This is a genomic window from Zavarzinella formosa DSM 19928 (assembly GCF_000255705.1).
Lineage (GTDB): Bacteria > Planctomycetota > Planctomycetia > Gemmatales > Gemmataceae > Zavarzinella > Zavarzinella formosa.
The window spans coordinates 851180-877124 of sequence record NZ_JH636441.1; the positions used below are offsets into that span (position 1 = coordinate 851180).

Genomic DNA, 25945 nt, shown 5'->3' on the forward strand with positions numbered 1-25945 from the left:
GGCCTTCTCACCCTCGTATTCCTGCCCAGCGGCTTCTTCAAGATCGCACAGCCCGAGGGATTCCTGGAGGAATGGTCGAAGACGTACCCCGCCGGCTCCGCCTTGCCGCTTGGAATGATCGAGCTGGCGACGTTCGTGCTCTACCTAGTGCCCAAAACCCGCTACCTCGGCGGCCTTCTCATGCTCGCCTACCTCGGCGGCGCGGTGGCGACCCACGTCCACGCCAACGACGGCAAGTTCTTCGTGCCGGTCATCGTCGGCGTCATCGCGTGGCTCGGGCTGTACCTCCGCGACCGCAGGCTCCGGGCGCTCGTGCCGTTCACGGCCGAGTGATGGATGGACCGATGTCTGGTAGCCGTCAGGCTAATCGTTGCAATTGCCAAGACTCTCCCGAGCGATCCGAACTTCACCTCTCCGCTTCGTTCAGGCATTTTCCCAAACCCGTTCCGCTTCCATCCCCACCCGGATTAATGAAAATGGAAAGGGAGCGTCGCGCGGCAGACCCGCGTCGGGACGTGTCCCCGAACACTCAACCAGATGGGCACAGCGAGGAAGTCGAATGGGCAGTCCGAGGCACTGGTCGTGGGGCAATGAAGGGGTGGAGCTTTATGACGATCACCTCCTGTGGTATCAGGAACAAGCCGGGTCCTTCTCCGGCGGCGCGGCCAGCGAACAGTCGTTCGAGGAATTTATGAGGCAGGGGACACGGATCGAACGCGTGCCTCCGGACGTGCTGGAAGAACTGTCCAAGGCGGTGCGGAAACGGATTGCGTGAAGGAGTCGAAACTGGGAGCAGGCAATGCCATTTGGGACTCTACTTCTCTTCAGCAAGCCGCTTGAGCTTCTCGGCCACCAACGGCTTGATCTGGTGCTTCCCTGAAAGCCAGTACCGGACAGAACGAGTGGTAACGAACACGGCCCTCGCCAGCGGAGATTGCCAACGAGAGCCGAAAAGTTTTTCACCGAGGGATCGGAGTTCGTCGGGGGTCAATCTTCGACACCTTCATCTCCACCGCACTCGAACGTCTCCGGGTCATAACCATAATCTTTGGGTTCAGCATCCGGATTGAGCTTGAACCATAGCTTCGCAGCCGAGACTCCTTTTAACTCTTCCTCACCTTTCTTTCCATTTCGATATTGGATGATGCCAGCGTTGCTACCGATATCTTCGTCGGCGTATTCGACCGTGAAAGGGACTTCCGGAAACCAAGCTGACAGAGCGGAGAAGATAGGTTCTGGTGTTGACCACGCAGTTTCAAAGTACACCGCCACCTCGCTGAGTCGCTTCTGAGCGTAGGCATTCCACTTCGTACCCCAATTTTTACAGCACCATTCATAGCCGCCTTGGTTATAGCCATCCTTCGGTGCTTCATTCCAATCCCCTTTCGGGTTCGCTTTCTCCCATTCTCGACGCTCCTGATCAGACAGCGCGAATCGCTCGGGATATTGAATTAGAGTGTTGAAGTCGATCAGCAACTCGCCGTCATCAGCTGTTCGGTTGCCGATTTTCTCGAACACCTCGGATGCTTTATTTGTGTCGCAGTCAAACGTGAGCTTATTTGAAATGTGATTGGGCATACATTGAATTTCCACCATTCGCCGAGCTTCATTGCCCATGCGTGACACGACAGTAGCGGAAGTTTCTTCCCGCTGTCAACCGGTTTCTTGCGATAGGGACGGAATCCCGCAAGGGCGGAGACGCAACGCGGCTCCGTTCACGACGGCCCGGTCATCGCCCATCAATCACTCACAGGACACTTGCGCTGCTTGCCCTTCCCGTATACGATCCCGCATCCACCACGGGGTTGCCCTTGATAAGATTCCATGCCATCGCAAATGCCAAAGCGGCAGAGGCGTATTACTCCAAGAGTGATGGCGGCGAATATTACGTGAACGGCGAACTCCGGCAGGAATGGCTCGGACATGGCGCGGAACTGCTCGGCCTGGCCGGAACGCCCGACTTCGGCCACTTCAAACGCCTGATCCACGGACTCGATCCTCATTCCGGAAAGCAGCTCACCTCCAAACTCCTTGCTAACCGCATCCCTGCCTGGGATGTCACTGCCAGCATCCCCAAAGGAGTAACGATCGCCTTGGAGCATGGCGACACAAGAATCCAGGATGCCCTTTGGGAAGCCGCGCGCGAAACCATGTCCGACCTCGAAGATTTCGCCACCACCCGTGTCAGAAAGGGCGGTGCGTTGGAAGACCGACTCACTGGCAACCTCGTCGCCTTCGCCGTCGAGCATCCCGAGACACGCCCGGCGAAATCAGACAACATGCCCGACCCCGACCGCCATATCCACATGGTGGTCTTCAATGTGACTTACGACTCCAAAGAGCATGCTTGGAAAGCAGTGAAGTTCCGCCCGATCATGGAATTGCGGAAGTTCTTCGACCGCCGTTTCGACCAGCGGCTCGCAAGTAAGCTGGCTGACTTGGGCTATGGCATCGAGACGAAGACGAAGGAAGGGAAATATTACTCGTGGGACATCAAGGGGATGCCGAAGTCGGTGACGGAGAAGTTCTCCCGCCGCACCACCGAGGTGGACAAACTGGCCGAAGAACTTGGCGTCGGTTCCGCACAGGGAAAGGACAAACTCGGGGCAACCTCCCGCCAGTTCAAGCGGAAGGACATGACGCTGGATGATTACCGGGAGTATTGGCAGTCTAGGGTCACGCCAGCCGAAGCCCAAACGATCACCAACCTGATCGACGCGGCGAACCTCGGCCAGAATCCCCCGCAAACGAACACCGCCGACAAGGCGGTTGCCTACGCCATTGACCACCACTTCGAGCGGCGTTCAGTCATGGACTGGCATGATCTGGCGATCACGGCGATGGAACGGAGCATGGGCGGGGCGTTACCGGAGGAGATTGAGCCGGATGCCGTCCGGCAGGGTGCATTATTAAAGGACGGGCAGGTCACCACCAAGGAAGTTTTGGCGGAAGAAAGCCGCATCATCGACTTCGCCCGCGAGGGGAAGGGGACGATACGGCCGTTAGGCGCCGATATCGGAAAGACGATGTCGGGAAACCGCGTAAGGTCACAGCCGCAGTTTTCCTCAGTTGATGTACAAAAAGAGGGCGATATACGCGCATCTTCACTCGGTCAACAAAAAGGCCGCCCCGACGAATCGAAGCAGCCCGCGCAGAAGGACTACCAATCTATCTACGCCAATCACACTGCCACACTCTCCCCCGAACAGCAAGCGGCTTCAGCAGGCCATTTTCGTGAAGCCGCGAAAATGGCCACCCTCTCCCCTGAGCAGACCGCACTTGTCAACCACATCCTCACCTCCGCCGACCAGATCATCCTCGTCATCGGCGACGCGGGCACGGGCAAAACCCACGCGGTCAAATCAGCCTTCCAGCAAATCGACCGTCCCGTCGAAATGCTGGCGCCATCCGTTGAAGCAAGTCGCACCGTTCTACGCGAAGCCGGGTTCACTAAGGCCGACACCGTTGCCTCATTCCTTCTGAGCGAAGAACGCCAGGCCGCGGTCAAGGGCGGCGTCATCTGGGTGGATGAAGCCGGGCTGCTCGCCATCAAAGACCTGTCCCGCCTCACGGACATCGCCAAGCAGCAAAACGCCCGACTGGTTCTTCAAGGCGACCCCAAGCAACACCGATCCGTGGTGCGGCATGGCAACATGATAAACGTTCTGCAGGAGTACGCCGGATTGCCAGTTGGACGCCTCACCGAGGTCTGGCGCCAAAAGCACAAAGGCTACAAGGCCATCGTCGCCGACATCGCCAAAGGCCAAACCTCCAAAGCGTTCGATGAATTAAACGTCTTGGGATGGGTGCGGCAGGTTGACAGCAACACCGCATTGGTGGATGACTACATGGCGGGGCTAAAAAAAGACCAGCTCGTCATCGCCCCCACCCATGTGGAGTGCGACGAGGTGACGGCGGCGATACGCGAACGGTTGCAAGAAAAGGGGATAGTTGGCAGGGATGAGCATGTTTTCGAGACGCTTCGGCCACTGGCTTGGACTAACGCTGAAAAGGGCGATACTACCAGGTACGAAGGCACCGAGGTATTGCAGTTCCACCGAAACAGCGGATCTTTTAAGGCGGGTGACCGGGTTAGAGTCGCTGACTGGAAACCTGGCGTCAAACTGCCAAACCCTGCTCACTTTAACGTGTTCCAACGAGGACAAAATCGATTTGCTTGCGGAGACCGTATTCGGATCACCAACCGGGGATTGGACAAGTCAGGAAAGCACAAGCTCAACAACGGAGCCCAATACACCGTGGCCGGATTCACCGACAAAGGTGACATTACATTGAGCAACGGCTGGGTTCTCCCCGCCGGGTTCCTGCACATCGATCACGGATACGTTTCAACGAGTCACGCATCACAGGGAAAGACAGTTGACCGTGTCCTCATAGCGATGGGCACCGAATCAAAAGGTGCGATCAACGCCAAACAATTCTACGTCAGCGTCAGCCGTGGCAGGGAGTCAGCCAAGATTTACTCCGACATGCCGCCCGATGAACTGAAAAAGGCCATCCAGCGGACGGATACCCGCAAGTCGGCCACCGAACTCATGAACCCGAAGCCCAAGAAGAAACGCCGCGGCCTTGACCGGATCAAATGCCTCCTGAAGAAAGCCCGCGACCGCTTCAAAGAGTTGCGCGCCGGCCGCGACGGTGATAACAGGGAACACGAACGACAAAAGGAGCGAGAGCATGGAATCGAGCGATAGCCTGAAAAAACTTCTCCTCGGGGCAACACCCAAGCCTTCGCCAAAGCCCGACGAAGAACCTGCCCAAGTCGAGGATGCCGAGGCAATTTCCCTGGCCGACATGAACGGCTCGCATTCGATGAGGCCGTCCAACAAAACCGTGCCGAGAATCCATGTGGTGTTGAAGGACGGGAAAGTGCAGACGCTTTTCTACCACCATCTGGATGCGAAGGCAGAATATGACGGCAATTCGTTCACATTCCTGTTCATCGGCGCCAAGCATTGGGAACTGACCGTCCAGGGGCGAAACCTCTGGCGCGTATATGATTATATTTCTTTAAGCCGCTGGCCGTATATCCGTGTGTCGCCTCGGGACTATGACGAGAAGGGCGAGGTGGTGACGGCCGTCAGCATCAAAGACATCACCCCGCGCAGCGAAGAGTAAAAGTCGGCTGATATTTGACCATTACTCCTCTTTAGACCGGTGGTAACCTGAAGCGAAGTAATCGGTGAAGACGACCGCGTGAAAAGAGTCAAAAAAACTTTTGATCGAACGGCTTTTCATCATTCAGATTTGGTCAACTTGACCGTCCCGGTCGCCGTATACGACTTGCCGTTGCTCTTGACCGTCACATCGAATTTAGCCTTGATGGAATTTCCGTCGAGGCTGCCGGACGTCGGCTGATGCGCGTTTCCCTTCAGAACCTTGGTCGTGTTAAATTCGATCTTGCCGTCGGTCAGCTTTCCTTCGACCTCGCAAACATGAGCGCCGTCGTACTTGAATTCACCTTTGAACGACGAGCCCTTCCGTTCTGTTATTTTCAGTGACGCCGACATGGTCTTGTTCGTTTCGTTGCGGTGTTTTTCACCTTTCCAAAACGAACCCACCGCGAGGGGATCGGTCGCATCCGGACTTGCGGCTCCGAGGGCATGGGAAACGTCATAAATCCGCACGACTCCAACCGTGTCTCCCACCGCCAGTTGCCTGCCATCCCGTGACAGGGCAATGATGAGATCATTCTCCAAATCATTGAAAGTCATGGTCGCCGGACGTTTGTCGGGCTTGGGCTTCCCGTTATCGAAGGGTTCGTCGGGAAGCGGGAAGACGCCAATGAGCTTTTTGCCGGGGACGTCCCAGACGACCACGCGGTTGTGGCGGACTTTTGCCCTGTCATCCATCATGGTGCCATAGTGGAGGAGACGGGTTCCGTCCCCGCTGAGAAGTTGCATTTCCAGAGTCCACGACGGTTGCAGTTCCGGCGGCAGGGGCAATTGCTTTCCGACGGGTTTCGGGATCGGTGGCTGCGGGTCCTTGGGCGCGAAGAGAATCTTGCGTTTGCCGGACGCAAGATCGTAGGCTCCCACGCCTTCGTTAAAGTAATTGAATCCCTTGCCGTCTGACGTCCATTCAAGCTTGCCCGCGTCTGGTATGATCGGGATGGCGGCCGAGGGTGTGATCACTTCTTTGGCGGCATCAACGGAGAAAATTCGCATGGATTGACCGACGACCAAGAGTTGCTTTCCGTCCGGTGAAAACCTGAGCCAATGGACTCCTTTGGTCAAATCACGCGGTCGCGCCCCGAGCGAGGATTGCCCGGTGGAAAGCGCCTCTGTTTCCTCATTTTCCCCGGCGATCACCCATTTCACCGCCGATGTCTTGACGTCATACAAGCTCACAATCCCGGCCGTGTACGATCGAAGCGTCCCCTTGGATTTGCCCGACCACTCATTCAACGCCACGGCAACATAGGCGCCATCCGGCGACATGACGGAAACTGTGTAATTGCTTCCGACCCTGGCTTTGGGGACTTTCAAGAGATCGAGGCCCGTTTTGACATCGGAGACGTGAATGCCACGGCCAGACCACTCGTATAATTTAAGGCCGTCGGCGGAGAAAGCGTATCTTCCACCGTAAGTCGCCCGCGTGTTCTGCTCTGTTCCATCCAGGATTAAGACTTTGCGTTGTCCCGGCACATCCCAGATGGCAATGTCCCCGCCTGCCACGACGAGGCGGGTTCCGTCGTATGAAAACGCGATTGAACCCACTTTGCCGGGCGCCCCCTTCAAAACAGCGAACGGTTTGGCGCTCTCGGCGGCGGATGTCCCGAGGAAGGAGAAAACCGCCACGGTGGCGGCGATTCGTCGGAAGCCCCAGGTGTTCATCCCAAATTCCTCGCCTGTTGAAGCGGTCAGATTGGTAGATCGTACCAGACCCGCACGCACGGCACAACGACCACGATCAGCTCATTCCTCTTCCTTAGCCGTGTATGAGCTTATTTTTAGATGGCGCTTGGTTTGTGGGTCAGGTCTTTCTCGCCAGAAGTTCGGTACGTGCCGCGTTCAGCCTCGCCATCATCTCGTTGTTGCCTCCTGTTGCATCCGGATGCCAGCGTTTAGCCTTCTCGCGATACGCCGCTTCAATGTCCGCTTCCTTCGCCCCTTTCTCGATGCCGAGTAATTGCCAAGGGTTTTCGGAAGTCTTGGAAGGCGGAGGAAGCGCAGCGTAACCACGAAACGCCGCCCTGACCAGATTCAAGCCACCGTGCCGGAGTTTCGTCCGCTCGGCTTCGATGACATGGTGGATCGCCTGGAGATTTTCCTCTATACGCTGGTAACGATCCACGGCGATGCAAGTCGAAATGCCGTCCCAAGTGAAATAGACGGCCACTCCGGCGTCCTTTGGGTTGCGCTCCATCAGGGACACGTTGCTCGACACCAAAATCTTTTCGACCTTGCGGCCGCTGTCGGCGGCGAAACGCTTCAGCGAGCCTTGGACGTTGTCGATGGATGCCGTCAGGCTGGTTTTGAACTGGCTTTTGGCTGGTGAAGTGGTGCGAGTCCAGCTTTCGGGCCAAGATAATGGGTACTGGCTGGCGGTCTGAACGGTCATGGCTGGTTACCTTCGTGGCTCATCACCGGAACTTCCGTGTTGCAAACGGGACAAGTTACCGAATGCTCCAATGCCTGACGCACTTGCTTCGGGCCAAACATCTGGGTAATCTTTAACTCGACTTCCACCAGTTCGGTGTCGCCATCGTCTTGGGATGCCTCCAATTCTTTTCTCGCACGCGCCAAATCCTGCCCGTCCGGGCAAATGTTCATGCTTCCGTCGCCATAGAGCATCCCATATCGTTTCGTCATCCTCTTTCCCTTCCGTTGTGTTCCCGGTCGTTGATCCAAATCCTCATCAACGCGATCAGCGCGCCGAAGGTAGTTCCGCCCAAAATCAAATTCGAGGTGATACGGGCAAAGGCAAGCTGACGTTTGGGGTTCATGGCTTGTGACCTCGTTTCGCTAGCCATGCTTTCCGTCCCAGCAACACGTCCACGCTCACATCCAGCGTGTCAGCCAGCAACACGAGATTCTCGATCTCCGGAGTGCTTCGTCCCGCCTCGTAGCGGTTGATTACTGTCCGGTTGATTCCCGTCATGCGGGCAAGCTCGGATTGTGACATCTTGGCTTTGGAGCGGCTCTTGCGGAGTTGTTTGGCGAAGGCGGGGCGGGTCATAAAAGCCTCAGCACCGGTGTTTGGATGTGGATGGTGATGATGTTCATGTCAAGGTGACCGTAGCAATCCAGAAGAGCTTCGCGATGGGATTGCAACTCACGAGCGGAGACGATTTCGGTAAAGACGATCATCCCGTGCAGGCGGTGCTTCTTGCCGTAACCTTTCGATAGCACCACTTCGCGGCCGATGTAGCAGGTCTTTTCGTTCCATCTTGCTCCGTAGACCCGTAACTCAGATGTTTTGCTCCCGCACTCGAATGCCTCGAAATACTGGGTTTTTAGTGGAATGAACAGCGGCTTTCTTTTGACAAGTCGCTCGGATGCTTCTGATAAGATGCGGGGCTGGCGGGTCATGGGCGTGCGGTGCATTTATAAGGTTTCGCGTGTCGAGCATGAATCTGGTTGAGCATGGAGTACTGATACGAACAAGTTGGCATTGTGCTTGGCCGCCGGAAGGCAACCCATATCTGCCAGCTTGTACTCTGTCCCCTTGATGTAAACCCCGTACCACTTGTTACGGGGAAGGTTGTGCTGTCGAGCAAACCACCATGTGCGGAAAACGGTTTTCACTGCCTTCCATGCAATCACCACTACGTTCCCTTCGGTGACTCCAATCTCAAAATCGCTCATCTCATGGTTCCTGTCCGATCAATCCGTTAATTATTTTCCAGTAACTGTGCTGCCACCAATAAGCCCCACCTGTGACAGATTGTCAACGAGAATTCATACCTCACAAATCACTTGCGCGAATCAACGATCTGCGATTCACTCTCCGGGTTTCACCTTACCTGTCATCGAGCGATCTCGACGGTGGGAAAGGTTATCCTCGTGTGAGTTCCCTCGTGGAAATGATCCGTGGTCTTTTAGTTGCTGGAAATGAAAAGCTTTCGGCTGGCGTGTTCCATTTTGATATCCCCGCTGTCCAAACCTGCCCCGGTCGTTCCAGCCTCTGCGAAAGCCGATGTTATGCGACCAAAGGCCGGTTCGTGTTCCCCCAAGTGCTTGAGCGTTTGGAATGGAACTACACCCGGTCCAAGCGGTCTGATTTCACCGACCGCATGGTCGATGAGCTGTACCGCAAGGGCATCCTGTTAATGCGATGGCATGTGGCTGGTGATGTTTTCAGCCCAAACTATGCCCGCAAAATGCTTGAGATAATCGGTCGGTCGCCGCACTGCACGTTCTGGTTTTACACCCGGAGCTGGCGTGTCCCGACGATCTTCCCGATCATCAAATCAATGAGCATTATGCCCAACTGCAAGGTCTGGCTGTCCGCCGATGCGGAGACGGGTTACCCGCCGGACATTCCCGACACATGCCGGGTTGCGTTCATGCAGACGGAGGAAGGGGAGGACACCGAGGAGGCCGACCTGGTCTTTCTCGACCGTCCCCTCCGCAAATTGTCCCTGCCAATGCTCAACAAGGTTTGCCCAACCGAGACCGTGGCGGGCAAGGAGCGTGGGACATCCTGCGCAACTTGCAAAGTATGCTGGTCGTGAATTTTGACTGGTCTGGCTTCTTCCCGAAGGGCAGAGTCAGACCAGTTCTATTCATATGTGAAAGAGATTCGCCGGAAGAGGAAGCTTCGCAAAGCGATACCCGTCATAATGTGCAATGGCTTTCCCCGCCAAAAAGTCTCGGCATTCTGTTTGCACAAATGTGCCTGCCCACCCACAAAACGAGGTAATATTCGATGATAAAGGCTGTTTTGAGTCTCGCGGCCATCATGCCGCTGGCCATCGCCGGTGTCGGCCGGGCCAAAGACGAGATAGCGATGGTGACCGCCGAAGAACTTTCAAAAGTCTACGCGACCGATCCGGCCGCTTTCGACAAGACGTACAAAGGTCAAACCGTTACCGTGGAAGGCGTCGTTTCGACTGCCGCCACCAGGTCCAGCCCCGTCGACAAGACGCGGTATTGCGTACTTGTCGGGTACAAAAAGCCGGGGGAGCGGTTCGGGTATCAGGTCAACTGTGCCGTCGGGCCGGGGTTCGAGGGAATTCGGATCGGGCATAAAGTCCAAATTCGCGGCACTTCCGAAGGACACAGCCCCACCAGGACGGCGGTTCAACTCACGGATTGCACAGTTGTCAAAGTGCTGTCGGAAGATTTCCCTCCCTCGAAAGAGGCGGCAGCCGTGGTGAAAGCCCTTCAGGGAAAATGGACTGTGACCAGCATTGAAGGGGCTGGTGCGAGGACAGCCAATCAACTCGGTCTGGATGTGATGGAGGTTGAGGGGAACGAAATGACCTGGCGCGCGTTTACGGGCAAGAAGGAGGGGGCGGTCAGCCGGGACATTCCCTTCGGCCTGTCTGTCGATCCGGGGAAGACGCCGAAGGAGATGACGCTGTATTTGGGAGCCGGAACACTCCCGGCCTTATACGAACTGGACGGGGACAAGTTGCGAATCTGCATGCCTCTGCTCACGAAGAGCTTGAAAGATGCGAAGCGACCGGTCGCAATGGCCGGGGGACAGAATGGCGAAGTCGTGGTTACGGCCGAACGAGCGAAGTAAGGAAACGGGAGGCGAGCGTGAAACGCTGGCCTCCCTCGTTTTAACGATCAGTCAGGGATGCGTCCCTGATCCACTTTGCAACCAATCATGTCGGCCGCCTTTTGAAGGACACGTCGGGCATCGATCAAATCCGCGCCAAAGGCATCCTCGCTGAACTTCTTGCCCCAGCCGCCCTTCGAGTCGCCGCCGTCAAAGCCCCAACGGTACCCGGCTTCTTTTAGCATCTTGATTACCGGGTGCGGGCTCTCCTTGGAGTAGCTTTCGCCTTCCGGCCCCTTGTCCTCGTTCGGCGGGTGGGCAAAGCGGATCACCCAAGCGCGTTCGCCTTCGCTCTTGAGGAGCTGGACGCGGTTCTCACCGGCGAGGCTGCTCTCCACGGCGAACGGGTCGGGAACCCTGAGTAACTGCTTGCGTTCGATGGACGCCGCGTGGCCGTTGCCCGAGGGGGCATGCTGGCGGGCAAAGCGATCCGGCTCGATGCTGGTTGAATCGGCGACGGCGTGGATGATTTCGCCCGCTTCCGGCTGATATGCCGGGTCAAAGCTGGCGACGTTGAAGTCGTTTGTGTCCGAGGTGGGTGTGTCGGAGTCTGCGGAGGGTAGTTCCTTCCTGCGTGATTTTGCCATAGGGCGAATCCTTTCTTTCGGGGTTTAACCTGCCCGCGACCCGAAAGAACGCGAACAGGCTGGAAAGGATTAGCGAACTGAAGAAGAGATGTCAATAGAGTAGTGTTGCTGCTATTTCTCTCGAATGGCTATAGCAATAATATCTGCGTTCGTCATAGTAAGATCAATAATATTGCCCCCATTATGCGATGGAAAATCCCAGTCACCTAGAAGTATATCAAGATTATCGACTCGGATTGACAAATGGTGAATGCCGGGTTGCACGCAATATTGGTATTCGATAAATTTTAGATCATGTTGATGATATTCCTTGAAAGATCTGATTGGCAATCTGTTGATATCAACGAACACTTGCTCGTCAATTCTGTTTTTATTTCCAAAGTTTCTGTCGTCGACTAGATTTATAATTAAATTAACCGGCGGTAGAGGTGCCGGTTTTGGAAGTGGAATTTGACCAACTGAATATGATACTCGCTCTTCGCCGCTGTAATTATTAGTTGCCCTGCTAGAAGGATTATTGTCTTTTTTCTGATGGGCAAACATCCAATATGCCATTCCGGCCACGGTCGCCGCTACTGCTAGCATCGTCAGCCAATATCCTGATTTGGTTCGAATGCTCATGACTCCACAGGCGCAAGCCATGAGTATGCCGAAGATAGAAATTGACTCAAGCCTAAGTGGAAGGAATGATATTATGCCGCAGATAATTGATGACCAGCCGATCATATGCTGAGCCAGGCGATACCGGTTGTTCTGAAGCAATGAGCGATCGCTTAAAATTTCTCGTTCAGTCGCTGGCGTAGTTGTTGTGTCTTCGACCGGAACAAACTCTCCCACACTTATTGCCTTTAGGCTGGCAAGCCGGTTTTCTTTGAATGCTTGCTGCAGTTTTTCGGCATCATCAATCGTCATGCGAAGCGTGAATTTGATGCTTCCGCTCTCTGTTTTCATTATCTGGATACCATTCTCATTCTGAATAATCTTGCCTAACTGCCTGAGTAATTCTTCTATGTCATCCTTGGTAAGTTTTGAATAATCACCCTCTATTACTAATCCAATATCACCAATAATGGTTATCGCTGTCTTCTTGGAGCTTTTTGAAACCATTAGTTCTTCGTAAGTCATGCTGAATTTCTTGGCTACTAAGCTTATGGTAGCCATATCGACAGGATGACCAGCAACCAAATTCTGTATGGAACGGAGTGACACTTTTGGCTCTTTGTCAGCCAAGTCTTGGAGCGTCCATCCTTTGAGCGTCCGTAGTCCCTGAATTAAATCCACATTCGCCAAGACTCCTCTTTGTCTCTTTTTCTTTATCATGGTTTTTGCCTTATCTTGCGGTTTTCTTGCGTGTATCGCGCGGATTAAGTTGCGCCGCATCTTTTTCAAATGCCTGTAAGTTGGCAATATGGAAAACTTGATGAGCAAGTATGCAAGTTGCTTTTTCATCAATCCATTAGCTAAATCCACAAGCAGCTTACCAAAGAATCTGGCCATATACAGCGCGTAATCCACTCAAAAAGCAACGATTTCGCAGCCGTTGGCCTGATTAGAGATTTGTTTTCCATTCACACCAACCTGCCGCATTCGAGCAGGCCAAGGAGGTTCAACGCCATGCCGGTTTCCCTGAACAAGACTGTCGAGAAACGCCGAGCCTGTGAGCTAAAGGTCAGGCCACAAGTCCGCAAGACTTTTCCCCCTGAATCAGAACTGCGTGCGCTTGCCCGTTCGGTGATGAAGAGGCAATTGCACCCGCTCATCATTTTGCCGGGGAACTTCGTCCTGGACGGCGAGTGCCGGTTGAAGGCACTGATGCTCGTGGCCCCCAATTTTGAATTGGATGTCATCATGGCCGACGAAGACGTGACACCTGGCGAAGCAGTTGAACTTCAGATGATTTCAGCAATGCACTCGACCAGCCTTTCCTCCTATGACCAGGCGCTGGCATGCAAGGAATGGAAGGAGAAAAACCCCGGCTCCACGGCCAAAGAACTGGCCGAAAAGATCGACAGAGACCCCAGCCTTATGACTCGTCTCCTCTCTTTATGGACGACTATTCCGCAGGTGATCGCGGCGGCGGGCGAGGGACAGATTGGCATCAAGGCTTGGTATCAAATCAGCCTCCTTCCTCCCGCAGATCAGGCCGGCCTGCTTGAAATGTACCGCTCCAGTATGCCGGCCGCCCAAATCACGGAGATCATGCGAAAAAAACGCCTGCCAGCCACCAACTGCGAGACGGTCAAATCAAGCCGGATCAAATGCGAGGTTCCCGGAAGAGGCGCAACCGTGATTGTCAGCGGCCAGGCAATTTCGCTCGAAGACATGATCGATGCGCTGGGCGACCTGCTGAAGCTCGCCAAGAGGGAATCTGAAAAAGGGCTCGACGCAAAGACCTTTGAGCGTGTTTGCCGTGACCTGGCGAAGAAAGGGTAATCCATGCAGTCCGTCTCCCTGATCCATTCCTGCGCCTGGGCGCTGGCGGCGACCATCTTTGACATCGTTTCGCCCTGCATCCGTGACGAGGAAAAGCAGGAAGCCTTCCAACTGTTCGCCAAAGCCGCGCAAGCCGCTTTGGAGCATTACGAGGCAACGGCGGACAGGATGAGCCGCCGCATCCATCCATCCCTTAATTGAGGAGCAAATGAAATACATCAGGCGATTGCTGATCTTCACCATCGTGATGGCCGCTTACGACGCGGCATTGATGGTTTACGCCATTCCGTATGCCTGGGTGCCGGCCGTTCCAATAACCGGCGCCCTGTGCCTTCGGAAGAGATACAACCTCACAGCCCATGGCACCGCAAAGTGGGCAACTGCAAAGGATATCCCGCATTTTTTGGAGGGGACAGGAGTCAGTGTTGGCACTATCGGCGAGAAAATCTCCCGTTTTGAAGGTGCAATCGCACTGTTTGACCGTTCGCTTATCGATGAGAAGGCCGTCCAGAAAAGTCTTACGTCTTTTAAACCAAGGCAACGCCCAAGGACTGTATGTCTGAAAAGCATGGTCCACGGGATTTTTGTGGCGCCAACGGGAGTTGGAAAAGGCACAAGCATAGCGATCCCTTGGCTTTTAAAGTGCCCCGACTCGATGGTCGCGCTCGACTTCAAGGCGGAACTCTCAAATGTTACGGCAGGTGCAAGAAGGCAGATGCGGCAAAGGGTTGTGATCCTTGACCCGTTCCTGGCTGGCGGCGGGAAAGACACATTCAACCCTCTGGCCGATATCGACCCGATGTCCGAATACGCGGCAGATGTTTGTCGGGCGATTGCCTCTGAAATGGTCGTGCGGGCGGGGACGGAACACGATCCGTATTGGAACTCAGCCGCTGAGTTTGAAATCTGCTTGGCGATGGCTTACGTCGTTTGCTTTGCCGACCCGGAAGACAAGCATCTCCAATCCGTCAGAAAACTGCTTTCCGATTCCGCCAGGCGGCTGGGAATGATCGCCCAATGCATCCAGTCGGACAAATGGGGTGGAGTGCTTTCATGCTGGGGACACCAAGCCTCGCAACTGCGTGATAAGCAACTCGATTCCGTACTGTCCATCGTTCATACTCACATGCGGTTTCTCGACACACCCGCGGTGGCCGCGAACACCAAGTCTTCAACCTTTGATCCTGCCGACCTACTCAAGGGGAAAATGACGGTATACCTGGTAATCCCCCCGGAGCATGTACGGACGCAAACAGGACTGTTGAGGATTTGGATCGGCAGCATGCTTCGCGCCGTAGTCGCTGGAGGTTTGCAGGAAAACCGGAAGGTTCATTATGTCCTCGACGAAGCGGCCACGCTCGGTCATATGGGTATCCTTGAGGACGCGGTTGATAAGTACCGTGGGTACGGTGTCCGCCTGCTATTTCTGTATCAGTCACTGGGGCAGCTCAAAAAATGCTGGCCGGAAGGCGGCGACCAAACACTGCTTTCCAACTGCACGCAGGTATTCTTCGGCATAAACGACCAGCCGACCGCCGAGTACGTCAGCAACCGCCTCGGCGAGGCAACCATCACAGTGACGAACGGCGGCACCGGCACCTCGGTTTCCCGGCAATCATCGCCTCAGCAAGGCGGCGGCAATTACTCCGCCAGCACCAACGCTGGCTGGAGCCAGATAGGCCGCAAGCTGTTAAAGCCCGAAGAGGTCACCGCCCTCGATCCACGGATCGCCATCACCTTTACGCCCGGCGTGCCGCCCCTGGCCACGTACCTCTCTAGGTACTTCGACGGGATCGAAAAATCACGCACAATCGGCATGTTCAAGGCCGTTGTTGATACCACCTGCTTGCTGGTGTGCGTGCTTGTTGCCGCCGTCATGCTGACGGCGGCGTTTGTCTACCCCAAGTAAGGAGTTTAGACATGTCGAAGGAAGGTTTCAAAGAGTTGTTGCACGATCAGACATCCGGCGGGGGAACAACCCCTCCGGGCGCGGCCACCAAGTTACTGGGCAAGCTCTGGGATGAGCTGGCACCCATCGGCGCCCACGGTGCCCATGAGATGGCCGCAGCCTTGCTCGGCTCTGGGTCGGCTTTCGTGATGTACCCGCACGAGGGCAAGGAAGACCCCCTGCACGGCCTCCCGCAAGAGGCGGCGAAAGAACAGTCCAAAGTCCACGAGATGGAAATGTAGCCCTAACGCGGCACGTTGCCGCTCAACCTATCCAAGGAGCCTTGTCATGCTTTTAGCTTTTTGGCCGCTTGATTGGTCTTGTAGCGGCTTCTGCTTTTTTTCGTTCCTCATCTTCGCTTGGTTCGGCTGGGCTGCATGTTCAGCGGCTGAGAGTGCGGCCGACCTCGCCAAGAAAGCCCTTCAGAATGAAGCAGTCCAGGAAATTGGCAAGGATGCCGTTGCCTCGTGGTTGGAGTCATTTTTCATGAAATAAAAGGCGAAGAATCGAAATGCAAACGTGGGAAGACGCGGGTTTATTGAAGCGATTTCATAATTCACAAACGGGAAAACACAATGGGACTTTTCAACGATTTTCTTAAGCGGTCTGGCTCGATGCTGGTTGATTCGGCCTTTCAAGGTCTGGGTTCATCCCGGACAAATGGCGACGCTAAAGTCTGCGACTTGCTCGCCAAGCTGGGATGGGCAATCGACGAACGGGTCAATAACAGCATTGTCCTCAATTTTCGAGACTCAGTAGTGGGAATCCGAAAGGTTTACGTCACAGTCCTTGAGGATGCATACGCATTGTTTAGCGTTGCCAGTGTGGCCGACTTCACATACCGCAACATGCCGGAAGATTTTGCCAGCTATCTTCTTATCCGCAACTCCAAAAGTTCATTCGGATGCTGGCAGATGTCTGATTCAAACAGGCAATGCTTTAGTTTTACCGCAATGTACACGGCTATTTTGCCTGGGCTTGAACCCGCTGCCTTCAAAGTCATTTGCGAAAATTTGTGCACTGAAGCCCGCGAAGTGGACAGCGGGCTGCGAGAGAAAGGCTTGATTTAGGCGTAGTGTTTAGCCAGTTTTACCACACCAGCGGGACAACGGGAGGATGACATGGCCGAACCCTTGGCCGAAATCTTAATGACGAAAGCCGAAGCATGCGAATTTCTCCACTGTTCCTCGCGCACGTTGGATCGCTGGAGGTCGATGTGGAAGGCGAAGAAGCTTGACCCGCTGGGCGAGGTAAAAATTCGCAGGCGGGCTTGTTTCCGCAAGGCGGCAGTCGAAAAACTGATCGTCACGCCGAAGCATTGGCTCGCCGGGAAGTAGAAAATCCTTGCGCGGGTGTCCTGCCCGTGCTATTTCTCGATGCATGCGAGCGATCTTTTCATTTCCACATTTGGCCTATTTACGCAACGCGTGCTGGTCGCTCGCAAGTTTCCTCGCGCGTTGCGTTGATGGGCTGTTGGAGTGAACAAAATGAAAAACCTAATTCTTCTTGCGTGCCTGTTAAGCCTCGGTGGATGCGGATGGCTCAATCGCTCGATTGGCTACTGGTCTGGCTATACCACTATTTGCGTTGCTGAAACCAACGTAATGTACGTGCAATTCCCATCTGGCGCGTCGGTGCTCGTTGACAAAGATGGCAAGCCACAAAGCTGCAAGCCATGACCGGCACCCCTATTGCTACGGCTGAGCTTTTGCCGTGTCCCTTCTGCGGCGGAGAAGCCATGATCGAGCATGTCGATAAACTGTGGGAAGTCGGGTGTCTCAGTTTTGATATGCTCGGTGCTGAAAAAGATTGCTGTGGCTCTGCTCCCGCAAAGTTCGCAACCAAACGTGAGGCAATCGCCGCATGGAACACCCGCTCAGGCGACACCGCCATGAAGGATGGGGTGGACTTGGAGGTTGGGGCAAAAGCGATTTTTGAAAGCAACCCAAATCGCAATTCTGCCCTGCAATGGCATCACGCTGCTGTCCCCAAAAAGCGATATTACGACCAAGCCAAAGCCATTGCCGCCGCATGGGGTCTCCCCACCAAGCAGAAGGAGGGAATATGAGCGACTTGCTTTCCCTGATTTTGATTTGGATCATCTTCTCCAACCTTTGGCATGGCAGCGGTCGTGATGACACAGATAATCCGAACGACTCTCGCAGCGGCATGATGGTGTACACCGACCACCGCACCGGCTGCCAGTACCTCGGAACGGTTTTCGGAGGAATCACGCCTCGTCTTGACAGGGATGGCAAACCGGTTTGTGTCGTGAATGAGCCGAAGTCATGACCCATTCATCCAATCAACCCACATCTGCACCAATCGACGAGTATGCGCTTTTACGCATTGCCAGCGAGCTTCCATGTGGACTGGTCACGATCAGATTGGTGGTTCAAGCCTACGAAGATGCCCGCCATCAGCATCCGAACCAAGTTGGAAGTCTGCCAGAGAAACTGCAGGCCAACCCACGAAAGGAACCTGAGGACGCGCGAGCGGTTTGCGACTCTCCGACATACCAAGTCATGGAAAACGGATCAGGTTTTTGGGAGGTGATGAAGCACCTTGGAAAAGAGGGCGGTTTCAACTTTCTCGCTGAATGCCCGGACAAAGCTATTGCTGAGAAAATCACGAAAGCTTTGACTGTGATGGATGCCGATTGGGGCGAGACTTCGTTGAAGTTGCTACGTGATGAACTCGACGTCATTGCGTCGGCATCGTTAGAAGGCCAGGGTGTTGCCGGAAGATTGCAGGCGATAATAACGAAGATAGATGAGGGCAAGTATGTCGATTGATGAGAAGGCGCATTTGGCAACATGGGCACAATTTGGTAATCGTTACCCGACTTCTGGCGATCAATTCCGTAATCTGCTTGAAGCCTACGAAGCCTCCAAGGATTCCACACTTCTTGCTACCAAAGTCCGAGAAAATGAGAATTGCAAAGAACAGCCGGTCGAGTTGTCGGAAGGGGGTTGGGTTGACAAAGCAGAATTAATTTTAGCCCATGAAGCCAAGATTGAAATGGGTCACCTAGCAAATCCTCGCCATTGTTTGCGTGAAATTCTCAGGGTCTGTGGAATGAAGCGGGAATCGGGTATACTTACCAAATCCCAACAAAGAGAAATTGATGAAATAGTGGGCGGTTTGCTTGGGCTGTATGAATCCGATTGTAATGGCTCTGCAACAATTAAAGCAGCAGCCGATCTTATCGAAAGGTATCGCTCCAAATGACAATCGAATGCGATTATTGCGGCTTTACGCAGCGCGGACAACGCCCATGGCACACAGCTTGGTGCCCGTCCGCATCAGAAAGGGATTGGCCAGCCATAACACGCGGTAAGAAGCCAAAACCAAAGCGCAATGAAATAGAAGTTCCGCACCCATGACCTCCTTGGCTTACACCTCCCTTCAGTTTTGCCGGGTTTGCCTTGGATGGGACCGTCCTGTTGACAGAAAGTTTTCCGAGCAAAATCGAAATTGCACCGGCGATGCGGGCAGCAAAGCGTGGTCGCCGTACATCTTTGACTACCACGGAAGGCACGATCAGTTTCAGTACACCGACCTGTCGAAAGTAACGGCGTCGGTGCGGAACTGGTGCGATGAACACGATGCGTCAGTCGAGGTGGGATATTACGGACACATTCCCGGTGAGTGGGAAGTAAACGTTGTTACCTTCGCATCTGTCGAGTCGATCACCAGTGACGACCTCTGCCACGCACTCCTCGCGGCATGTGTCGAAGCTGGCAGGAAATTAAAGTCACTCACACCAAGCCCAACCCCTCCAACGCCTTGATGATCGGCTCAAGTTCTAAAAAGCTGGCGTCGTCATAAGTCGACATCGTTAAACGGATGTCCGAGTGCCGCATGAATAACTGCCGGATGCGTGCCGGAATCCCCGCCTGCCCGAGCATCACGTTTGAAGTCATCCGCAGAGAGTGAAAATCCGCGTCTCCCTGCGAGGTGCGGTATTGGATGCCCGCCAGTTTCAAATCTTTCTGCATGATCCGCACGGATGCCTGGGGAACATGGAAGAGCATGTCATCCGGTTTCTTTCTCGTGTCCTTGATCCACTCGGCCAGTTCGATGGCGAAACTCGGCAAGAGCAGCAGGCGTGCCTGCTGGCCGTTCTTGGTCATCTTGCCGGGAATCTCCAACCGGGGGAACGGCTTGCGGGCAAGTTCCAGATGGCAGGGACGCAGGGAGGCGATCTCACCCAACCGCAGGCCGGTGTAGACGGCGGTCTTGTACACGAGGGCGCGTTCCCGGCCGCACATCTCCAACTCTTTGCGAACATCACCGCTCGCCTCGGCTTTGTGCCGATTGAAATGATCGGACAGCGGACGCTTGCGGGTGGCGTCGAGCAGCCGTTGGATCAGAGGCACCGTCAACGCCCGTCGCTCTTTGGTTTTCTTCCCGCCGGTGGGCATGTCCACCCGTTCCAGCGGATTGACCCCGATCCTGTCCTTTCGCATCAGCCAGGTCACCCATATGGAGATGGCCGAGAGGTGCTTTTTCTTGTTGCCGACCGATCCGGACACCCCGGCGAGGTAGGTGTCCACGGCCTTCGTATTCAATTCGGAAAGCGAGCCAAGGCCGGTGGCGAACGCCCGGAGGATGGATTCCTTCCTGTCTTTGTCCTTTTTGGATTTTCCCGCCGCCCTCATGATCGGCAGAAATTCCTCCAGGTGTTCGATGACCTCCCGGTCCAAATGTTCCTTCCGGGGATTCACCATGCCCGCTTCGCCCCGTTCCAGGGCGGTGTTCAATTTGGCCATCTCCGTAAGAGAGGCAGATTTATCAGTGTACAATCGTACTTTGATTTGTTTCTTGCCCTCTCGCCGGTAGGCGTACCACTGGCGGGATTGCTCGATCACTTTTTTGGAGCCCGGTGTGCCGGGACTGACCTGCTTTTTTCCAAGGAGGTGGCGGGTGCGGCTGATTTTCAGGAGTGTGAACAGGGACATCGGGGTTTTCCTCGAAGGGGATGCCCCATTCTCCGGTGTAGCAGCAGGTGTAGCAATAGGCGTAGCGGGAAGGGTCTTGCCACGGCTCGCCGTGTCTCGTCAAGGCAGGGCATGGCGGAGCCGGGGGGAATAAAAAAACCTCGGGGAAACCAGTGTTTTCCCGAGGTTCGCGTGCTTCAGACTGTCTTTAGCGGAGAGGGGGGGATTCGAACCCCCGGATAGGCTTTTGGCCCATCGCCGCTTTAGCAAAGCGGTGCTTTCGACCACTCAGCCACCTCTCCGGCTTCCATATCTTAATGGGCCGCTTCGTGATGACAAGTCATCTTCCCGGAAGTCGGCACATTCTGTTTTGCGGCGGCCATTTTGCGGGTGTTTGCCGGATATTTCCTCTGAACAAGTTTTGGACATCGGGGCGGTTGTCGCATACAACCGCCCCGTCCGGGACTCCAAGGATGATGCCGTGCCGAAGGCCACTTTTGATGATTTACTGAATGAAGTCCGCGACCTGTTTCTGCAAATACGGGTGTTGAGCGGCGGGTATGGTCCGGCGGTCAACGTGCTTCAAATGAGCGTGGCGGCCGTGTGGCCAAAATTGGGGCGGCTGCGCCGGGAGCGGTTGCCGCAGGTCGTTCAGCGGCAATTGATCAAATCCACAAAGATGGTTAGCGATCTCACCCTGTTGTTCCCGTCGGAGTTGACGGACTCGTTGCGGAGTCGTCTTCCGGCGATCATGGCCGTTGTTGCGGATCGGCGGCCTTATCTTTTGGAATGGTGGGCAAAACTCCCGCCGATGGATCGGTCGCTGATCGATGCGTATTATCGGCAGGTTGTTTCAGAAATCAGCCCGGCGCGTGAAATTGTTGATTTCACGCGGCTTCATCTTGAATTGCTTCACCTGCTTGATCGTGCGGTTCCGGTGGCGAGCGTTGTCGCCTGCGAAACGGATGAAACCGATGTCGCCCGGCTTGTCCTTCAACGGGTTGTCGGTGATTGTCCGGAAGATCGTCGTGTCATCTTGGAAACACTGCTGATCGGCGAAAATGGCAATCAGCAGTTTTACCTGCGACTGATGAATGTGGTTGCCGAGTTGGAATGGTTGCTTGGCCCGAAACCGGATTGGGCTGGCTTGAAGCCGCCTCCTCCGGCGCCGATTCGGGAAAAGCTCGTCACCTGGGCATTTCTTGTTGGTTGTGCGGTCGCTGTTTCTTCGGTGATCTACGCGATTATTCGGTGAGGATTCTCGCCGCGACCACACAGGTTTCAATACGCATTCCGGTGCACCAAACCGTTCCAGACGGTCAGCCACATGATCCGCATGTCAAAAATCGGGTTCCAGTGTACGATGTAGTACAAATCGAATTGGATTCGCTTCCGAAGCGAAGTGTTCCCTCGCCAGCCGTTTACCTGGGCCCAGCCGGTGATGCCGGATTTCACCGCGTGCCGGGCCATGTAATTCGGGATTGTTTTCTGAAACTGACTAATGAATTCCGGTCGCTCCGGGCGGGGGCCGACCACGGACATGTCCCCGAGCAGAACATTGAAAAATTGCGGCAGTTCGTCCAGACTGGTTTGCCGCAAGAAAGTGCCGATGGGCGTGCGCCGGGGGTCGTTCTTGGTCGTCATCACCGGGCCGGTGGCTGTCTCGGAATCTTCCCGCATCGAGCGGAATTTGAGCATGTGGAAACTCCTGCCGTTCAATCCGCAGCGTTCCTGCCGGTAGAAGACCGGGCCCCGGCTGGTGATCTTCACCGCAATCGCGATCGCCAGCATCACCGGTGATAACACCAGCAGAGCGAACAGCGAGAAGGCAATGTCCATGATTCGCTTCACCCACACGTTCACTCCGAAGTGGGGACTTTCCCGCAGGCCGACGACCGGCATTCCCTCCAGGAAAGTGGTGGTGAGCGTCCAACCCGCGAGGTTGGGCACATCCGCGATCAACCGCACTTCCACCAATTCTTGGGATAGGGTGGTAAACACCTGCCTGGCCTCATGAAAGCGATTCATGGGGAGAGCGATGAACACATGCTCCACGTTGTATTTTTTGATGAGATCGGACAGATTGGCCACCCGGCCGAGGATGTCGAGATCGCTTGACCAACGGGTCGGATTGTCCTCGACAAAACCCACGTTGCGAATCCCCATCCAACTGGCACTTCGCAGGGCATTGGCCGTCTTGCGGGCAACCCGCCCGGTTCCCACGATCATGGAGAACGTCGGATTATACCCCCGGCGGCGCAACAGGTGAATCAGGCCCCATGTGAGTCGGCGGAAGGTCAGCACGGTGACGAAGGCAATCCCGGCGAAGAGAGTCATCGCCCCGCGGGAAACATAGGGGTCTTGAACGTAAAACCCGACCCCGGTGATGAGCAACACCAACAGCGGAATGCCCTTGGAAACCGCCCAGATTTCTTCCCTCAATCGGCGAAGGCGGCTGATCTCGTAATTTTTGGCAAGCCAAAAGGCGACAATCGCCAATGCTCCGACAACAGGAAGGTCTTGGTAAACCCATTCGACCGGAGGCTGTTCCTTGGTGACGGGAAACCAACCGGAGAAACGGGCTTGGTAGGCGGCCATCCATGCGACCACCACCGCCAGCAAATCGCAACTGGCAATCAGGACCGCGAGACTCTGGCTTCGCCGCTTAATCATGGGGTTCCGAATCGGGGACTGACAGGGAAATCGTACCTGTTCTCAACCCTCCGGCCATCAAAGGCCCGGAATGATTCATCTGGAGCTTGGTTCAAAGCCGCCCCGCACGCTACGCGTCATAACGAGCGATCCCATTGCTGTCAAAAGACTCAAACGGATCAGAGGTTTTCCGCGAGCCATGAGGTTACAGGGCTTGGCATCTTAAGATTCTTAAATCGGTCAAAATCCGACCCAAAAGTGACCAGAAAAGGCGAAAAACACCCTTCCGGCGACCAATTTTGGACAGTTGGACACCCACCCAAGTGGTCAAAAACAGCGGGCCAACTGAACACAATTTTTCAAAACCCCCGGCAAATCGACATCTCGCCTAATGATTTTGGAGTAATCCAAGGCCTTTTGGGGGGCGTTTCTCATGGCCCAAAATCAACGATTGAGTCAGATTTCCGGACGTTTGAATAGGGCCATGTGGCCCAAATGGGGTTTTGGCCCATACGTGGATGCCCGACGGATCATCAATTCACGGCAACTTGGAGGCATTCGGCTCGCCTCAATCAAATTGGCTCATATGTTTTGGACTGGTGACAAACTTTCACATGACTTTGTTCACTCGAAAAACCGGCCCACACGAACGGCGAAGCCCGGCAACACATCCGGGATGGTCAGCTCATCAGTTTCGCGGAAGATTTGTTGCAGCGTTTCGGTCCGGTAGACCGACGTGGTCTTGGTTTCGGCGTCGGCCACGATCACCACGCGAACTCCGGCTTGCAAGAATTCAATCACCTTCGCCAGCATCTCCGTCCATGTGTTTGATGGTGATCGAACTTCGACCACTATTTCAGGCAGCACTGGCAGAAGTCCATCAGGCAATTCCGCTTCCTTGGGAAACTGCTGATAACTGTAATATGCCAGATCCGGAGCCAGAATGGTGTTCGGATTGACGCGAGTTTGGACAAACGAATCATTGCACAGAACCCGGCCCAAACCTCGTTCACCCACAAATAATCGCAGCAAGAACGCAATTTCCATGCAGACATAGCCATGTCTTGAACCTGGCATTGGAACCTCCCTGACCACGCCTTTTACCAGTTCCACTCGCTGATCGACAAATTGCTTGAAAAATTCTTCGACCGCCATTCCACTTGCCACAGGAGAAGGCTGAATGGTTGTGGAAGGGATCATCAATGCCGTCATCTCGTCCATCCTCTTGAGATTCCATGCGGCTTGATCGTACCTGATTCTCGAATCCCCGGCGAGGGGGACTTTCCTTGGCCAAACTCCCATAATGAGAGTGGTTCCAATCGAACGGAGTCTGTCACGCATGGCCACCATCACCCGTCGGGAAGCCGATGGCATCATTCTCCTGAGATTCGACCAGACGGGGCGAAGCGTCAATGTTCTCTCTGCCGATGTCTGGCGGGAACTCGAAGCGGAATTGACAGAGATTGCCCATGAGCCGCCGTTGCGAGGGGTGCTTCTCGCCAGCGGCAAACCGCATATGTTTTTTGCCGGGGCCGATCTGCATGAGTTGCTTCCGTTGGTGGGCAACGAAAAAGCCGTGCGGGAACACATGGCCCTTGGCGCCCGCGTTCTGCGGTTGATTGAATCGCTTCCCTGCGCCACCGTGGCGATGATCGAAGGGGCGGCCCTCGGCGGCGGGTTGGAACTGGCTCTCGCGTGTGACTATCGGGTGATGGCCCTGACGCCGCAACTGAAAGTCGGCTTCCCGGAAATTTCGCTGGGCCTGATTCCCGGCTGGGGGGGAACGCAACGCCTCAGCCGGCTGATCGGGGTGGAGGAGACGATTTCCCGGCTTCTGAGCGGGTTGCCGTACACCGAGGAAGATTTGCCGAATGAATATCTCGCCGACGAACTGGCCCCGGTCGAGGAAATGCTGACCATCGCCACCCAATTGCTCGATGTCGGCGAGACGGACGATCTTCGACAAATCAAACGGGACCCGGTTGGCGAGGACATGCTCCCGGCGAAGGATTATCTGGATGCCACGCGGGAAATGTTGAACACATTAAATCCCGAATTGCTCCCGGCCGGGTTGGAGATGGTTCGCGTGGTCATGGAAGGGGCGTTGATGCCTCTCGACAAGGCGCTTGAACTGGAGACCGTCGCGTTCTCCCGGTTGATGGGCACGGAGACCGCCCGAATTCGCATTCAACGATTTTTTGACGAACGGAAGAAGAGCTGAACATGGGGCTTCCCGTCACGCATATTGACCATTGTTCGGTCATCATCACCGATGTCGCCGCCGCCCGGCGATTCTACGGGGAACAATTGGGTCTTCGGGAAATCCCGGCTCCCAAGGAATTCGATTTTATCGCCGTCTGGTATGATCTGGGCGGAACGTACCTGCACTTGTTGCTCAAACCCGAGCGGGACACGATCAGTCCCCGGCATTTTTGCCTGCATGTTTCGGATATTCGGCTCGCCCGCGAGCATGTCCGGAAGCAAGGGTTGGCGATGGACGAGACGGTGAAAATCGCCGCCGCCGACCGGTTTTTCGTCCGCGATCCGGACGGAAATCGCGTCGAAATTCTGCAGTGGGAACGAAAATACGATCCACAGACCGATGGAAAGTACCAAGTCTGAGCCGG

Annotated in this window: 31 protein-coding genes and 1 tRNA gene; 20 read left to right on the top strand and 12 right to left on the bottom strand. The window is 55.0% G+C overall.

Features of this window, described 5'->3' with window-relative positions:
• Both BGIM_RS0120090 and BGIM_RS64925 read left to right on the top strand, forming a co-directional pair.
• Positions 1 to 333, top strand: a 333-nt coding sequence (locus BGIM_RS0120090; RefSeq protein WP_029630212.1) for a DoxX family protein, incomplete at its 5' end; no start/stop codon positions are given.
• A 226-nt stretch (positions 334 to 559) separates the two neighbouring features.
• A complete protein-coding gene (locus tag BGIM_RS64925) occupies positions 560 to 775 on the top strand; it encodes a hypothetical protein (protein ID WP_020471528.1) in 216 nt (71 codons plus the stop codon).
• Positions 776 to 987: 212 nt separating this feature from the next.
• On the opposite strand, the gene BGIM_RS57895 is transcribed toward BGIM_RS64925, so the two are convergent.
• Positions 988 to 1578, bottom strand: a complete 591-nt coding sequence (locus tag BGIM_RS57895) for a DUF1281 family ferredoxin-like fold protein (RefSeq protein ID WP_020471530.1) — start codon at positions 1576 to 1578, stop codon at positions 988 to 990.
• Between the two features lie 233 nt (positions 1579 to 1811).
• On the opposite strand from BGIM_RS57895, the gene mobF reads away from it, so the two are divergent.
• Both mobF and BGIM_RS0120115 read left to right on the top strand, forming a co-directional pair.
• On the top strand, positions 1812 to 4715 hold the full coding sequence (mobF, locus tag BGIM_RS57900; protein ID WP_157369266.1) for a MobF family relaxase: 2904 nt from the start codon (positions 1812 to 1814) through the stop codon (positions 4713 to 4715).
• A complete protein-coding gene (locus BGIM_RS0120115) occupies positions 4699 to 5139 on the top strand; it encodes a hypothetical protein (RefSeq protein ID WP_020471531.1) in 441 nt (146 codons plus the stop codon). The genes mobF and BGIM_RS0120115 overlap by 17 nt, the downstream gene beginning before the upstream one ends.
• 119 nt (positions 5140 to 5258) lie before the next feature.
• Here BGIM_RS0120115 and BGIM_RS0120120 read toward each other — a convergent pair whose 3' ends face one another.
• The 5 genes from BGIM_RS0120120 to BGIM_RS0120145 all read right to left on the bottom strand — a co-directional run bounded on the left by BGIM_RS0120120 (position 5259) and on the right by BGIM_RS0120145 (position 8570).
• Positions 5259 to 6857: a WD40 repeat domain-containing protein gene (locus tag BGIM_RS0120120; RefSeq protein ID WP_020471533.1), complete on the bottom strand. Its 1599-nt coding sequence runs from the start codon at positions 6855 to 6857 to the stop codon at positions 5259 to 5261.
• A 139-nt stretch (positions 6858 to 6996) separates the two neighbouring features.
• On the bottom strand, positions 6997 to 7584 hold the full coding sequence (locus BGIM_RS0120125) for a J domain-containing protein (protein ID WP_020471534.1): 588 nt from the start codon (positions 7582 to 7584) through the stop codon (positions 6997 to 6999).
• Positions 7581 to 7835: a hypothetical protein gene (locus BGIM_RS0120130; RefSeq protein ID WP_020471535.1), complete on the bottom strand. Its 255-nt coding sequence runs from the start codon at positions 7833 to 7835 to the stop codon at positions 7581 to 7583. Before BGIM_RS0120130 ends, BGIM_RS0120125 begins: the two co-directional genes overlap by 4 nt.
• 130 nt (positions 7836 to 7965) lie before the next feature.
• Positions 7966 to 8202: a helix-turn-helix domain-containing protein gene (locus BGIM_RS51455; protein ID WP_020471537.1), complete on the bottom strand. Its 237-nt coding sequence runs from the start codon at positions 8200 to 8202 to the stop codon at positions 7966 to 7968.
• A complete protein-coding gene (locus BGIM_RS0120145) occupies positions 8199 to 8570 on the bottom strand; it encodes a hypothetical protein (RefSeq protein WP_020471538.1) in 372 nt (123 codons plus the stop codon). Before BGIM_RS0120145 ends, BGIM_RS51455 begins: the two co-directional genes overlap by 4 nt.
• Positions 8571 to 9049: 479 nt before the next feature.
• Here BGIM_RS0120145 and BGIM_RS0120155 point away from each other — a divergent pair, with 479 nt between their 5' ends.
• Entirely contained in the window at positions 9050 to 9700 is a 651-nt protein-coding gene (locus tag BGIM_RS0120155; protein ID WP_157369314.1) for a GP88 family protein, read from the top strand.
• Positions 9701 to 9894: 194 nt separating this feature from the next.
• Entirely contained in the window at positions 9895 to 10716 is an 822-nt protein-coding gene (locus tag BGIM_RS0120160; protein ID WP_020471541.1) for a TIGR03067 domain-containing protein, read from the top strand.
• A 47-nt stretch (positions 10717 to 10763) separates the two neighbouring features.
• Here BGIM_RS0120160 and BGIM_RS0120165 read toward each other — a convergent pair whose 3' ends face one another.
• Both BGIM_RS0120165 and BGIM_RS0120170 read right to left on the bottom strand, forming a co-directional pair.
• Positions 10764 to 11342 carry a hypothetical protein gene (locus BGIM_RS0120165; RefSeq protein ID WP_020471542.1) on the bottom strand — a complete coding sequence of 193 codons (579 nt, stop codon included), beginning with the start codon at positions 11340 to 11342 and terminating at the stop codon, positions 10764 to 10766.
• 111 nt (positions 11343 to 11453) lie between these two features.
• Complete coding sequence (locus BGIM_RS0120170; protein ID WP_020471543.1) at positions 11454 to 12839, bottom strand: hypothetical protein; 1386 nt, start codon at positions 12837 to 12839, stop codon at positions 11454 to 11456.
• 303 nt (positions 12840 to 13142) lie between these two features.
• On the opposite strand from BGIM_RS0120170, the gene BGIM_RS0120175 reads away from it, so the two are divergent.
• The 11 genes from BGIM_RS0120175 (at position 13143) to BGIM_RS0120225 (ending at position 18954) form a co-directional block, all read left to right on the top strand.
• Positions 13143 to 13775: an HDOD domain-containing protein gene (locus BGIM_RS0120175; protein WP_238537682.1), complete on the top strand. Its 633-nt coding sequence runs from the start codon at positions 13143 to 13145 to the stop codon at positions 13773 to 13775.
• 3 nt (positions 13776 to 13778) lie between these two features.
• The gene (locus BGIM_RS0120180) at positions 13779 to 13976 is read left to right on the top strand and encodes a hypothetical protein (protein ID WP_020471545.1); all 198 of its coding nucleotides are present in this window, start codon (positions 13779 to 13781) and stop codon (positions 13974 to 13976) included.
• A gap of 7 nt (positions 13977 to 13983) precedes the next feature.
• Complete coding sequence (locus tag BGIM_RS0120185; protein ID WP_020471546.1) at positions 13984 to 15684, top strand: type IV secretory system conjugative DNA transfer family protein; 1701 nt, start codon at positions 13984 to 13986, stop codon at positions 15682 to 15684.
• Between the two features lie 11 nt (positions 15685 to 15695).
• Positions 15696 to 15965 carry a hypothetical protein gene (locus BGIM_RS0120190; protein ID WP_020471547.1) on the top strand — a complete coding sequence of 90 codons (270 nt, stop codon included), beginning with the start codon at positions 15696 to 15698 and terminating at the stop codon, positions 15963 to 15965.
• 46 nt (positions 15966 to 16011) lie between these two features.
• Positions 16012 to 16218 carry a hypothetical protein gene (locus tag BGIM_RS0120195; protein WP_020471548.1) on the top strand — a complete coding sequence of 69 codons (207 nt, stop codon included), beginning with the start codon at positions 16012 to 16014 and terminating at the stop codon, positions 16216 to 16218.
• A gap of 80 nt (positions 16219 to 16298) precedes the next feature.
• Positions 16299 to 16793, top strand: a complete 495-nt coding sequence (locus BGIM_RS0120200) for a hypothetical protein (RefSeq protein ID WP_020471549.1) — start codon at positions 16299 to 16301, stop codon at positions 16791 to 16793.
• A 51-nt stretch (positions 16794 to 16844) separates the two neighbouring features.
• Positions 16845 to 17060: a helix-turn-helix domain-containing protein gene (locus BGIM_RS0120205; protein WP_020471550.1), complete on the top strand. Its 216-nt coding sequence runs from the start codon at positions 16845 to 16847 to the stop codon at positions 17058 to 17060.
• A 338-nt stretch (positions 17061 to 17398) separates the two neighbouring features.
• Positions 17399 to 17791, top strand: a complete 393-nt coding sequence (locus tag BGIM_RS0120210; RefSeq protein ID WP_029630215.1) for a Lar family restriction alleviation protein — start codon at positions 17399 to 17401, stop codon at positions 17789 to 17791.
• Positions 17788 to 18015, top strand: a complete 228-nt coding sequence (locus BGIM_RS51460; protein WP_020471552.1) for a DUF6440 family protein — start codon at positions 17788 to 17790, stop codon at positions 18013 to 18015. The genes BGIM_RS0120210 and BGIM_RS51460 overlap by 4 nt, the downstream gene beginning before the upstream one ends.
• Entirely contained in the window at positions 18012 to 18518 is a 507-nt protein-coding gene (locus BGIM_RS0120220; protein ID WP_020471553.1) for a hypothetical protein, read from the top strand. The genes BGIM_RS51460 and BGIM_RS0120220 overlap by 4 nt, the downstream gene beginning before the upstream one ends.
• Positions 18508 to 18954 carry a hypothetical protein gene (locus BGIM_RS0120225; protein ID WP_020471554.1) on the top strand — a complete coding sequence of 149 codons (447 nt, stop codon included), beginning with the start codon at positions 18508 to 18510 and terminating at the stop codon, positions 18952 to 18954. Before BGIM_RS0120220 ends, BGIM_RS0120225 begins: the two co-directional genes overlap by 11 nt.
• A gap of 530 nt (positions 18955 to 19484) precedes the next feature.
• Here BGIM_RS0120225 and BGIM_RS0120230 read toward each other — a convergent pair.
• Both BGIM_RS0120230 and BGIM_RS0120235 read right to left on the bottom strand, forming a co-directional pair.
• Positions 19485 to 20687: a tyrosine-type recombinase/integrase gene (locus BGIM_RS0120230; protein ID WP_020471555.1), complete on the bottom strand. Its 1203-nt coding sequence runs from the start codon at positions 20685 to 20687 to the stop codon at positions 19485 to 19487.
• 191 nt (positions 20688 to 20878) lie between these two features.
• A tRNA-Ser gene (locus BGIM_RS0120235) sits at positions 20879 to 20968 on the bottom strand.
• 179 nt (positions 20969 to 21147) lie between these two features.
• On the opposite strand from BGIM_RS0120235, the gene BGIM_RS0120240 reads away from it, so the two are divergent.
• Positions 21148 to 21921 carry a hypothetical protein gene (locus BGIM_RS0120240; RefSeq protein ID WP_157369269.1) on the top strand — a complete coding sequence of 258 codons (774 nt, stop codon included), beginning with the start codon at positions 21148 to 21150 and terminating at the stop codon, positions 21919 to 21921.
• Between the two features lie 26 nt (positions 21922 to 21947).
• Here BGIM_RS0120240 and BGIM_RS0120245 read toward each other — a convergent pair whose 3' ends face one another.
• The gene (locus tag BGIM_RS0120245; protein ID WP_020471557.1) at positions 21948 to 23339 is read right to left on the bottom strand and encodes an undecaprenyl-phosphate glucose phosphotransferase; all 1392 of its coding nucleotides are present in this window, start codon (positions 23337 to 23339) and stop codon (positions 21948 to 21950) included.
• A 603-nt stretch (positions 23340 to 23942) separates the two neighbouring features.
• Positions 23943 to 24695 carry a Uma2 family endonuclease gene (locus BGIM_RS0120255; protein WP_315849826.1) on the bottom strand — a complete coding sequence of 251 codons (753 nt, stop codon included), beginning with the start codon at positions 24693 to 24695 and terminating at the stop codon, positions 23943 to 23945.
• On the opposite strand from BGIM_RS0120255, the gene BGIM_RS0120260 reads away from it, so the two are divergent.
• Both BGIM_RS0120260 and BGIM_RS0120265 read left to right on the top strand, forming a co-directional pair.
• The gene (locus BGIM_RS0120260) at positions 24658 to 25539 is read left to right on the top strand and encodes an enoyl-CoA hydratase-related protein (RefSeq protein ID WP_020471560.1); all 882 of its coding nucleotides are present in this window, start codon (positions 24658 to 24660) and stop codon (positions 25537 to 25539) included. The two genes, BGIM_RS0120255 and BGIM_RS0120260, sit on opposite strands and share 38 nt — an antisense overlap.
• Positions 25540 to 25541: 2 nt before the next feature.
• Entirely contained in the window at positions 25542 to 25940 is a 399-nt protein-coding gene (locus tag BGIM_RS0120265) for a VOC family protein (protein WP_020471561.1), read from the top strand.
• The last annotated feature ends 5 nt before the right edge of the window (positions 25941 to 25945 follow it).

Excerpts from the sequence above, each read along its gene's own strand:
- BGIM_RS64925 (WP_020471528.1), top strand. The coding sequence starts at position 560 with ATGGGCAGTCCGAGGCACTGGTCGTGGGGCAATGAAGGGGTGGAGCTT.
- BGIM_RS57895 (WP_020471530.1), bottom strand. The coding sequence starts at position 1,578 with ATGCCCAATCACATTTCAAATAAGCTCACGTTTGACTGCGACACAAAT.
- BGIM_RS0120115 (WP_020471531.1), top strand. The coding sequence starts at position 4,699 with ATGGAATCGAGCGATAGCCTGAAAAAACTTCTCCTCGGGGCAACACCC.
- BGIM_RS0120120 (WP_020471533.1), bottom strand. The coding sequence starts at position 6,857 with ATGAACACCTGGGGCTTCCGACGAATCGCCGCCACCGTGGCGGTTTTC.
- BGIM_RS0120125 (WP_020471534.1), bottom strand. The coding sequence starts at position 7,584 with ATGACCGTTCAGACCGCCAGCCAGTACCCATTATCTTGGCCCGAAAGC.
- BGIM_RS0120130 (WP_020471535.1), bottom strand. The coding sequence starts at position 7,835 with ATGACGAAACGATATGGGATGCTCTATGGCGACGGAAGCATGAACATT.
- BGIM_RS51455 (WP_020471537.1), bottom strand. The coding sequence starts at position 8,202 with ATGACCCGCCCCGCCTTCGCCAAACAACTCCGCAAGAGCCGCTCCAAA.
- BGIM_RS0120145 (WP_020471538.1), bottom strand. The coding sequence starts at position 8,570 with ATGCACCGCACGCCCATGACCCGCCAGCCCCGCATCTTATCAGAAGCA.
- BGIM_RS0120155 (WP_157369314.1), top strand. The coding sequence starts at position 9,050 with ATGATCCGTGGTCTTTTAGTTGCTGGAAATGAAAAGCTTTCGGCTGGC.
- BGIM_RS0120160 (WP_020471541.1), top strand. The coding sequence starts at position 9,895 with ATGATAAAGGCTGTTTTGAGTCTCGCGGCCATCATGCCGCTGGCCATC.
- BGIM_RS0120165 (WP_020471542.1), bottom strand. The coding sequence starts at position 11,342 with ATGGCAAAATCACGCAGGAAGGAACTACCCTCCGCAGACTCCGACACA.
- BGIM_RS0120170 (WP_020471543.1), bottom strand. The coding sequence starts at position 12,839 with ATGGCCAGATTCTTTGGTAAGCTGCTTGTGGATTTAGCTAATGGATTG.
- BGIM_RS0120180 (WP_020471545.1), top strand. The coding sequence starts at position 13,779 with ATGCAGTCCGTCTCCCTGATCCATTCCTGCGCCTGGGCGCTGGCGGCG.
- BGIM_RS0120185 (WP_020471546.1), top strand. The coding sequence starts at position 13,984 with ATGAAATACATCAGGCGATTGCTGATCTTCACCATCGTGATGGCCGCT.
- BGIM_RS0120190 (WP_020471547.1), top strand. The coding sequence starts at position 15,696 with ATGTCGAAGGAAGGTTTCAAAGAGTTGTTGCACGATCAGACATCCGGC.
- BGIM_RS0120195 (WP_020471548.1), top strand. The coding sequence starts at position 16,012 with ATGCTTTTAGCTTTTTGGCCGCTTGATTGGTCTTGTAGCGGCTTCTGC.
- BGIM_RS0120200 (WP_020471549.1), top strand. The coding sequence starts at position 16,299 with ATGGGACTTTTCAACGATTTTCTTAAGCGGTCTGGCTCGATGCTGGTT.
- BGIM_RS0120205 (WP_020471550.1), top strand. The coding sequence starts at position 16,845 with ATGGCCGAACCCTTGGCCGAAATCTTAATGACGAAAGCCGAAGCATGC.
- BGIM_RS0120210 (WP_029630215.1), top strand. The coding sequence starts at position 17,399 with ATGACCGGCACCCCTATTGCTACGGCTGAGCTTTTGCCGTGTCCCTTC.
- BGIM_RS51460 (WP_020471552.1), top strand. The coding sequence starts at position 17,788 with ATGAGCGACTTGCTTTCCCTGATTTTGATTTGGATCATCTTCTCCAAC.
- BGIM_RS0120220 (WP_020471553.1), top strand. The coding sequence starts at position 18,012 with ATGACCCATTCATCCAATCAACCCACATCTGCACCAATCGACGAGTAT.
- BGIM_RS0120225 (WP_020471554.1), top strand. The coding sequence starts at position 18,508 with ATGTCGATTGATGAGAAGGCGCATTTGGCAACATGGGCACAATTTGGT.
- BGIM_RS0120230 (WP_020471555.1), bottom strand. The coding sequence starts at position 20,687 with ATGTCCCTGTTCACACTCCTGAAAATCAGCCGCACCCGCCACCTCCTT.
- BGIM_RS0120245 (WP_020471557.1), bottom strand. The coding sequence starts at position 23,339 with ATGATTAAGCGGCGAAGCCAGAGTCTCGCGGTCCTGATTGCCAGTTGC.
- BGIM_RS0120260 (WP_020471560.1), top strand. The coding sequence starts at position 24,658 with ATGGCCACCATCACCCGTCGGGAAGCCGATGGCATCATTCTCCTGAGA.
- BGIM_RS0120255 (WP_315849826.1), bottom strand. The coding sequence starts at position 24,695 with ATGATGCCATCGGCTTCCCGACGGGTGATGGTGGCCATGCGTGACAGA.
- BGIM_RS0120265 (WP_020471561.1), top strand. The coding sequence starts at position 25,542 with ATGGGGCTTCCCGTCACGCATATTGACCATTGTTCGGTCATCATCACC.